Here is an 8,798-nt window from a genome sequence, read left to right as displayed (position 1 = left end):
AATAAAAACCTCATTTCCGTTTATTTAGAAGTTGAGGCAATAAAACAATTTTTACGTAAGTTACATGTTTTGTGCTTGCACTTAGATGATTAGATATATATAATACAAGTATCAAAAAAATATATAAACAAACGAATGCGAATCGTTTTATTACCAAGAGCCGATGCTACGCCAATAGCATTGGTTCTTTTAATTTTCATAAAGTAATATTAACACTTTTAAACACGCATATAAAGCGTTTTAAAAATCGTTAGGATAATATTAAGGACCGGAAACCTTAGAATAGATTTATTTGGTGCCTAATTAACTAGCAAAAAATAGTTAGTAGGCGCCTAATTAGGTGCTTAGGTACTAAATTAGTCGGTAAAATTAGGTAGTAAAAGATGAAAATTTTATTGTTAGGTGGTAAAATTTAGGTACCTAATTTAGTGCCTAAGGATGATTTGTATGAAAACTATTAAAATACTTGCTGATGAATTGAATGTAACTAAACAAACTATTGTTAATAATGCTAAAAATTTAAATATTACTTTTTCAAAAGAGAATGGTATTAATTATATTAGTGATAATGATTGTTTGAAAATTATAGAAAAAATAACAAAAAAAGAAAGTACTGTAGAAAAAAGGGAAACAGTTAAAAAAGAAATACCTAATGAAAACACTCCCGAAACTAAAAATGCAGAGTACAGTAATTTCGGTACTTCTGAGACATTAAAAACAAAAGTAAACGAATTAGAAAAACAAATAGAAATCTTTAAAACCCGAGCTGAAAATGACGAAAAATATATTAAGAACCTAACAAAACAATTAGATCAACAGAATAGTAATGTTAATACATTAAACAAACTATTGGAAAATCAACAAATATTGGCTTTAGAAAGTAATAAAAAAATTCAAAAACTAGAAAACCAATTAGAGGAAGAAAGACAGCTTAATTATTCCTTTGATACATCTTCTAATGATAGACAAAATGTTAATGCACAAGAAGCAAAGTTTACCGAAGAAACTAAAGATTTTAATCAACAAGCAGAAAAGGAACAGCCTACAGAGTTACAGCGTAGAGATATACCTGAAGAGAATGAAGATGAAAATCTCAACGACGAACGATCCACAAAAGACGATAAACAATTCGAAGAAATAGATAATGAATACGAAGATAAGGAAGAAAAAACACCTAAAAAAGGTTTCTGGAGTCGGTTGTTTGGTAATTAACACAATAAAAAGCGCTACAAGCTTATGAACTTGTAGTGCTTTTTTATGCCATAACTTCTGATAATCATCGATTATGTTAATTCTAAACTCCAATAATTACTCAATATGCCAAAAATTAAAAATTAAAATGATTTAATTTAGCGTCTATTACGTGATTAAACATATTGCATCACTATATCTAATAAAACGTATTTCTTAACTTGACTTTAGGGAAGCCTAATATTATAATTAGGGTATGTTAATTATTTAACATATATAATCTTTACTGTATTGAAAAACTTTGGATGAGTTACTTTGATACAGTTCTCCTAATTAATAACATTTTGTCTGAGAATGATCTCAAATATTCCCTTTGCACATTTTGAATACGTTAAAGTTTGTTATTAAAAACACTGGTTTAATTTTTAATTAAACCAGTGTTTATTTATGATTCGTATTCTTATTTTGAGGGCTGGGAGAGAATAATTGTTGCTTTGTACTGTACTTTTTATTAAAAAGCTTCATAGTTAATCATCCTTTTTAAAATTGTTTTGTTCTTAAGTATTCAGATAAACGTTGAACAAATTTATCTGATACGTGATTTTCGATTAAATCAACCTCTTGGTTAACTTCAGAAGAGTTGATATTTAATACTTTTATGAAAAACTCTTTAATAATCTCATGATTGTTAGTCATTCCTATCGTATAAGTTAATCCTTTCTTAGTTAACATAACACCACGATAATGTTCACTTTTGACAAAACCTGCTTCGGTTAGTCGATCTAACATTTGGCTAATTGAAGGGGGCGCTGCTCCTAACTTTTTAGATAACATTTTATTAGACACTAGCTCAATGTCTCCACCTAATTGGAAGATAATTTTCAAATATTTCTTTTGCGCATCAGTAATCATGATCCCACCTACAATTTTGATTTTTTAAGCAGAAATAGTTAGCCAAACTTCAAATGTTCATTTGACTAAATAATATATTTAGGATATCCTAAATATATTATTTACGCAAGTGAAGAAAGAAGGGATAGCGTGTTAGATGTACAAAACTTGTCAGTGGTTTATGATAATCAAACCCAAGCTTTACAAGATGTTTCTTTACAAATGATAGAAGGACAAATTGTTGGGATTATTGGACCAAACGGAGCTGGTAAGTCAACTTTGATTAAGGCGATGATTAACTTAATATCGCATAAAGGACAAGCATTTTTAAATGATCAACCAATACATAAACAACTTAAAAATCTTTCATATGTCGAACAAAAGAGTAATATAGATACAACGTTTCCTATCAAAGTTTTAGATTGTGTCATTTTAGGTATTTATCCTAAATTAAAACCATGGCAGTTACCTGGAAAAAAAGAAAAAGAAATGGCAGTGAAAGCACTTAACAAAGTGGATATGTTGGGATATGAAAATCGACAAATAGGGGAGCTATCTGGGGGGCAATTCCAACGTGTTCTAATTGCTAGAACATTAGTTCAGAAAACAGATTTGATATTACTTGATGAACCTTTTGTTGGCATCGATATTACAAGTGAAAATATCATTGTTGATTTATTAAAAGAACTAGCTAAGTTTGGAAAAACAATTTTAATTGTTCATCATGATTTATCCAAAGTAAGTAAATATTTCGATAGCCTTATTCTTTTAAATAAACATTTAATCGATTTTGGTTCTGTAGAAAATGTGTTTACGGGAGATAACTTAGCACAAGCCTTTGGCACAAATATTTTGATCCCTTCTGAAAGTGGGGGTAAAAATGATTAGTCAATTTATACATGAGCTATTTCAGTTTAGTTTTCTTCAAAGAGCACTTGTAACTTCTGTTGTCATCGGAATCATCTGCGGCGTTATTGGTTGTTTCATCGTATTAAGAAGTTTGGCGCTAATGGGAGATGCTATCTCACATGCGGTTCTACCTGGTGTAGCTATTTCTTATATGATGGGCATTAATTTTTTCTACGGTGCGGTAATCTTTGGGATTATGGCAGCTTTAGGAATCGGTTTCGTTAACCAAAACAGTAAAATCAAAAGTGATTCAGCGATAGGCATTGTGTTTTCTGCCTTTCTAGCTTTAGGGGTTTTACTTGTTACGAAAGCGCAATCCTCCATAGATTTAACGGAGATTTTATTTGGTAATGTACTGACAGTTAAAGAACAAGATCGAACATTAACATTTATTGTCGCTGCGATTGTCTTAATTATTGTAGTGATCTTTTATAAAGAATTTTTATTATCAACGTTTGATCCAACCATGGCTGCAGCTTCAGGTTTACCAACAAAATTCATCCACTACACAATCATGGTGTTATTAACGTTAGTAACTGTTGCCTCATTACAAACCGTCGGTGTTATTTTAGTTGTTTCTTTATTGATTACGCCAGCTTCAACAGCTTATTTACTGACTAAAAGACTATCAACCATGATTCTTTTATCAGCGTTGATAGGCGCTATTTCATCTGTTATTGGGTTGTTCTTTAGTTTTACACTTAACTTACCTTCAGGTGTGGTTATTGTATTAGTTATTACAGCTATATTTATTATCACATTCTTCTTAGCACCTAGAAGTGGGCTATTGTGGAGAATAATTAAATATTAACTTAGGAGGATTTTTATAATGAAAAAAATGATATTATTTTTATTCACTATTACACTTTCTGTTGTTTTAGCAGCTTGTAGTAATGGAGATAAAGACGGGGATTCAGGTAAAGAATTAGAATCAGTAGATAAAGATAAAATCAAAGTGGTCACAAGTTTTTCTATGATTGATGATATGGTTAAAGAAATTGGCGGAGAGCACGTTGAAGTTAAAAATTTAGTGCCTACAGGCACTGACCCGCATGATTACGATCCTAAACCAGATGACGTTAAACATATCTCGAGTGCCGATTTGGTTTTCTATAATGGGTTGAATTTAGAAGGCGGCAGTAAAGGTTGGTTATTTAAAGCTTTAGAGTCTTCTGATTTTTCAAAAGAAAATGCGATAAAAACATCAGAAGGTGTTAAACCTAAATACATTAAAGATGAAGATGGCAAAAAAGAAGTGAACCCCCATGCATTTATTGATCCGAATGTAGGAGAAAAAATGGTTAAAAATATCACGAAATCTTTATCTGAAAGAAATCCAAAAAATAAAGATTATTATAAAGAAAATGAAAAAGCATATTTAAAAAAATTACATAACATCGAAGATGATTATGAAAAACAATTAGGCGATATTCCTAAGAAAGATCGTGTTTTTGTAGCGAGTGAACAAGCTTTCCAATATTTAACAGATCAGTATGACCTAAAAGAAGGTTATATTTGGGCGATAGATACGGATGAAAATGGTTCTCCAGAACAAATCAAAGACTTAGTGAAATTCATTGATAAAAATGAACCATCTCATTTATTTGTAGAATCAAACGTAGATAAGCGTCCAATGGAAACCGTATCTAAAGAAAGTGGCGTATCAATTTACAAGAAACCAATTTACTCTGATGAAATTAGTAAAAAAGGTGGTGTAGCTGATACTTATCTTAAATATTTAGAGTATAATTTAGATGTTTTAACCAATGGTTTAGAAAAGTAAAAATTTTAAAAAAGCAGAGCTATGTCTTTATAGACAATAGTTCTGCTTTTTATCATTTATAAAAAAATATATTTTAAATTTTACGAAATAGTATAATGTTACTAATATTTTCAATCCTCAAATGAGAATGAATATCCTTTGATAACGGTATTTAAATTAGATTAAAAGGGATCTATATTATATTGTAATTTAGATTTATTATAATTTGTTGGGGAGGCTTTATATGTTTAGAAAGTATAAACAACATGCTGCACTAATCAATACTATAATATGTGCATTTTTAATTTTAGTAGGAATTATTTTAAACTCATTAGATTTATTTACTTATTCTATCAAAATTTATTTATTACCTTTTATCATTGGAGGATTCTTAAGTGCAAAAGAAGGGTTGAATGAATTAATTAAAGACAAACTGTAACTTTACTTGATATATGAGAATTACTTTACCTAATAAATGAGAAAAGGATAGCTCTGTCACTTTGCTTGATATATGAGAATTATTTAACATTATAAATGAGAAAAAAGCAACGCACTTTAAATAAGATACGTTGCTTTTTCGATTGATGAATACCTATAATTAAACTATTCATCTATTATTTATGATTTTTTGTATATACAAGATGTCTAGTTTGTTAAAGAGAATTAAGAAAATAAATCTCGAAAATAATAGAGGGAAAATCAGTTTTTGATATCAAAATTATACATGTCAACGATATTACAAAATATAATACAAACTATAAGATGATATCAGTATTTGTTATGCATTTAGAATATTAAAATTCCTTCATTACACTCTTGGCGGTTTCACTTATCAACTTATCATTTGGCTTATCACTTTTATTGTCTTTATTCGTAAAAATGACTAAAACAATAGGTTCAGATTGGCCCTTAGGATAAACAAAAGCAACATCATTTCTAGAAGCATATGTTATTGCTTGACCACTTTTATCAGCAACCTTATAGTCTTTTGAAACACCGTCTTTAATTAAAGTATCTCCGCTTTTATTATTTAACATTAAATCAAGTAAGAATTTTTTGTTTTCTTTGCTTAATTTTCCATTTGCGATAAGTTTATTTAAAGTCTTACCGAAAGCAGCAGGTGTTGAAGTATCTCTTTTGCTCTTTGGTGAATAGTAATTTAATTCTATCTCATATCTAACTGGATTTGTTACTTTATCTCCTAGTTCTTTTAGACGTTGTTTAACTTTTTTGATTCCACCGATTTCTTTTATAATTTTATTGTTTGCTGTATTATCACTATATGTCATTGAAGCCTCAATAAGTTCTTTTAAAGTGATATCTTTTCCTACATATTTTTCTAAAATAGGAGAATAAGCAACTATATCATCTTTGTTAATATGTACTTTTTTATTTAACTTATTATAAGGTACTTGTTCTAACAAAATAGCACTATTTATCGCTTTTGAAGTCGAAGCATAGGCAAATCTCTTATCTGAATTAAATTTTACTTCCTTACCACTTTTAGTATCTAAAGCATAAACACCAATATGAGCATTATATTTTTTCTCTAAATCATTTAACTCTTTGGCATGTGAACTATTTGAATTACATGCACTTAAAACTAAAGCAATTGCAATTAAAAATATTAACTTTTTCAAAATAAACCCTCCGATATTACAGTTGTAATCTTTATAAACTAATAATATTACAATTGTAATATTATTAGTTTATTATAAATATTTGAAAGAAGGTGTCAAAATGGCTAAATTACTAATAATGAGCGTAGTAAGCTTTTGTTTTATATTTCTATTGTTATTATTTTTTAGGTACATATTAAAACGCTATTTTAATTATAGTTTAAATTATAAAGTTTGGTATCTAACTGTGCTTGCTGGATTAATTCCTTTTATCCCAATTAAATTCTCTTTTATAAAATTTAATAATGTGAATAATCAAGCGCCCACAGTTGAAAGTAAGTCACACGACTTGAACCATAACATAAATACCACCAAACCTGTTCAAGAGTTCACAACTGATATCCATAAGTTTAATTGGGATTCAATTGATAATATCTGCACAGTTATTTGGATAGTTTTAGTTATTATTTTAAGTTTTAAATTTTTGAAATCCTTATTATATCTTAAATATTTAAAGAAACAGTCACTTTATCTAAACGAAAATGAAAAAAATAAAATAGATACGATACTTTTCAACCATCAATATAAAAAAAATATTGTGATTCGAAAAGCAGAGACTATTCAATCTCCAATAACTTTTTGGTATGGGAAATATATTATTTTGATTCCTAGTTCATATTTTAAAAGTGTAATTGACAAAAGACTAAAATATATAATATTGCATGAATATGCTCATGCTAAAAATAGAGATACTTTACATTTAATTATCTTTAATATCTTCTCTATTATTATGAGTTACAATCCATTAGTACATATTGTAAAAAGAAAGATAATTCATGACAATGAAGTAGAAGCCGATAGATTTGTCCTTAATAATATTAACAAAAATGAATTTAAAACTTATGCGGAATCTATTATGGACTCCGTATTAAATATTCCATTTTTTAATAAAAATATATTAAGCCATTCATTTAATGGTAAAAAGTCATTACTCAAAAGAAGATTAATTAATATAAAAGAAGCCAATCTGAAAAAACAGTCCAAATTAATTCTAATTTTTATTTGTATTTTTACTTTTTTGCTCATGGTAATTCAAAGCCAGTTTTTGATGGGGCAATCCATAACTGATTATAATTATAAAAAGCCCTTACAGAACGATCACCAAATTTTAGATGAAAGTAAAAATTTTGGTTCAAATAGTGGATCTTTCGTCATGTACAGCATGAAGAAAGACAAATACTATATTTATAATGAAAAAGAAAGTAGAAAAAGATATTCTCCTGATTCAACTTATAAAATTTATTTAGCGATGTTTGGCCTTGACCGTCATATCATAAGTGATAAAAATTCACGTATGTCATGGAATCATAAACATTATCCTTTCGAGTCTTGGAATAAGGAACAAGATTTAAATACAGCAATGCAAAATTCAGTTAATTGGTACTTCGAACGTATTAGTAATCAAATACCAAAGAACTATACTGCGGCTCAACTCAAGCAATTAAATTATGGTAATGAAAATTTGGGAAGTTATAAAAGCTATTGGATGGAAGATAGTTTGAAAATATCTAATCTTGAACAAGTAATAGTTTTTAAAAATATGATGGAACAAAATAACCATTTTAGTAAAAAAGCAAAGAATCAATTATCTTCTTCATTATTGATTAAGAAAAATGAAAAGTATGAACTGTATGGGAAAACAGGTACAGGTATAGTAAACGGGAAGTATAATAATGGGTGGTTTGTAGGTTACGTAATTACAAATCATGATAAGTATTATTTTGCTACACATTTATCAGATGGAAAGCCGTCTGGGAAAAATGCTGAATTAATAAGTGAAAAAATATTAAAAGAAATGGGTGTTTTAAATGGCCAATAAGCAAGTTGAAATATCTATGGCTGAATGGGATGTTATGAATATAATATGGGATAAAAAATCAGTATCAGCTAATGAAATTGTAGTTGAAATTCAAAAATATAAAGAAGTTAGCGATAAAACGATTAGAACATTAATCACAAGACTATATAAAAAAGAGATTATAAAACGATACAAATCAGAGAATATTTATTTTTACTCATCAAATATTAAAGAAGACGATATTAAAATGAAAACTGCTAAAACCTTTCTTAATAAACTGTATGGAGGGGATATGAAAAGTTTAGTGCTGAATTTTGCGAAAAATGAAGAATTAAATAACAAAGAAATTGAAGAATTGCGAGACATTTTAAATGATATTAGTAAAAAGTAATTAGAGGTATGTTTCAAACATAATACATATGTAAACTATGCTTGACTCTTATTAAATTAGTTTTGTTAATGACATTTAAAATATATTATTAAAGATGAGAGTGTACAGAAAATAACCATTTTCTGTACACTCTCTTTTTATGTCGAAATAAGTGAGTATTACATATATTTGTGTGTT

Annotated in this window: 9 protein-coding genes; 7 read left to right on the top strand and 2 right to left on the bottom strand. The window is 28.2% G+C overall.

The features are described 5' to 3' along the window. The first annotated feature begins 447 nt into the window (after positions 1 to 447). Positions 448 to 1,212, top strand: coding sequence for a DUF536 domain-containing protein (locus ACP3TL_RS14880; RefSeq protein WP_271399723.1), 765 nt, complete (start codon positions 448 to 450; stop codon positions 1,210 to 1,212). Positions 1,213 to 1,731: 519 nt separating this feature from the next. Here the strand turns inward: ACP3TL_RS14880 and ACP3TL_RS14875 are convergent. Further along, positions 1,732 to 2,103 (bottom strand): metal-dependent transcriptional regulator, encoded by a 372-nt coding sequence (locus tag ACP3TL_RS14875; protein ID WP_285324510.1) that lies wholly within the window; start codon positions 2,101 to 2,103, stop codon positions 1,732 to 1,734. 129 nt (positions 2,104 to 2,232) lie between these two features. Between ACP3TL_RS14875 and ACP3TL_RS14870 the strand changes: the two genes are divergently transcribed. The 4 genes from ACP3TL_RS14870 (at position 2,233) to ACP3TL_RS14855 (ending at position 5,192) form a co-directional block, all read left to right on the top strand. Beyond that, positions 2,233 to 2,970: a metal ABC transporter ATP-binding protein gene (locus tag ACP3TL_RS14870; RefSeq protein WP_426406568.1), complete on the top strand. Its 738-nt coding sequence runs from the start codon at positions 2,233 to 2,235 to the stop codon at positions 2,968 to 2,970. Beyond that, the gene (locus tag ACP3TL_RS14865) at positions 2,963 to 3,802 is read left to right on the top strand and encodes a metal ABC transporter permease (RefSeq protein WP_285327059.1); all 840 of its coding nucleotides are present in this window, start codon (positions 2,963 to 2,965) and stop codon (positions 3,800 to 3,802) included. Before ACP3TL_RS14870 ends, ACP3TL_RS14865 begins: the two co-directional genes overlap by 8 nt. An 18-nt stretch (positions 3,803 to 3,820) precedes the next feature. Further along, positions 3,821 to 4,774 (top strand): metal ABC transporter substrate-binding protein, encoded by a 954-nt coding sequence (locus ACP3TL_RS14860; RefSeq protein ID WP_285327057.1) that lies wholly within the window; start codon positions 3,821 to 3,823, stop codon positions 4,772 to 4,774. A gap of 223 nt (positions 4,775 to 4,997) precedes the next feature. Continuing rightward, positions 4,998 to 5,192 (top strand): hypothetical protein, encoded by a 195-nt coding sequence (locus ACP3TL_RS14855; protein WP_426406567.1) that lies wholly within the window; start codon positions 4,998 to 5,000, stop codon positions 5,190 to 5,192. A gap of 355 nt (positions 5,193 to 5,547) precedes the next feature. On the opposite strand, the gene blaZ is transcribed toward ACP3TL_RS14855, so the two are convergent. Beyond that, entirely contained in the window at positions 5,548 to 6,393 is an 846-nt protein-coding gene (gene blaZ, locus ACP3TL_RS14850) for a penicillin-hydrolyzing class A beta-lactamase BlaZ (protein WP_069819195.1), read from the bottom strand. 100 nt (positions 6,394 to 6,493) lie between these two features. Here blaZ and blaR1 point away from each other — a divergent pair, with 100 nt between their 5' ends. Then, positions 6,494 to 8,251 (top strand): beta-lactam sensor/signal transducer BlaR1, encoded by a 1,758-nt coding sequence (blaR1, locus tag ACP3TL_RS14845; RefSeq protein ID WP_069819194.1) that lies wholly within the window; start codon positions 6,494 to 6,496, stop codon positions 8,249 to 8,251. Continuing rightward, positions 8,241 to 8,621, top strand: a complete 381-nt coding sequence (gene blaI / locus ACP3TL_RS14840) for a penicillinase repressor BlaI (protein WP_001284653.1) — start codon at positions 8,241 to 8,243, stop codon at positions 8,619 to 8,621. Before blaR1 ends, blaI begins: the two co-directional genes overlap by 11 nt. The last annotated feature ends 177 nt before the right edge of the window (positions 8,622 to 8,798 follow it).

Source organism: Staphylococcus caseorum (assembly GCF_049943195.1).
GTDB lineage: Bacteria > Bacillota > Bacilli > Staphylococcales > Staphylococcaceae > Staphylococcus > Staphylococcus equorum_A.
Note: the sequence above shows the minus strand (reverse complement) of the source record. Positions and strands in the feature narration are given on the sequence as shown.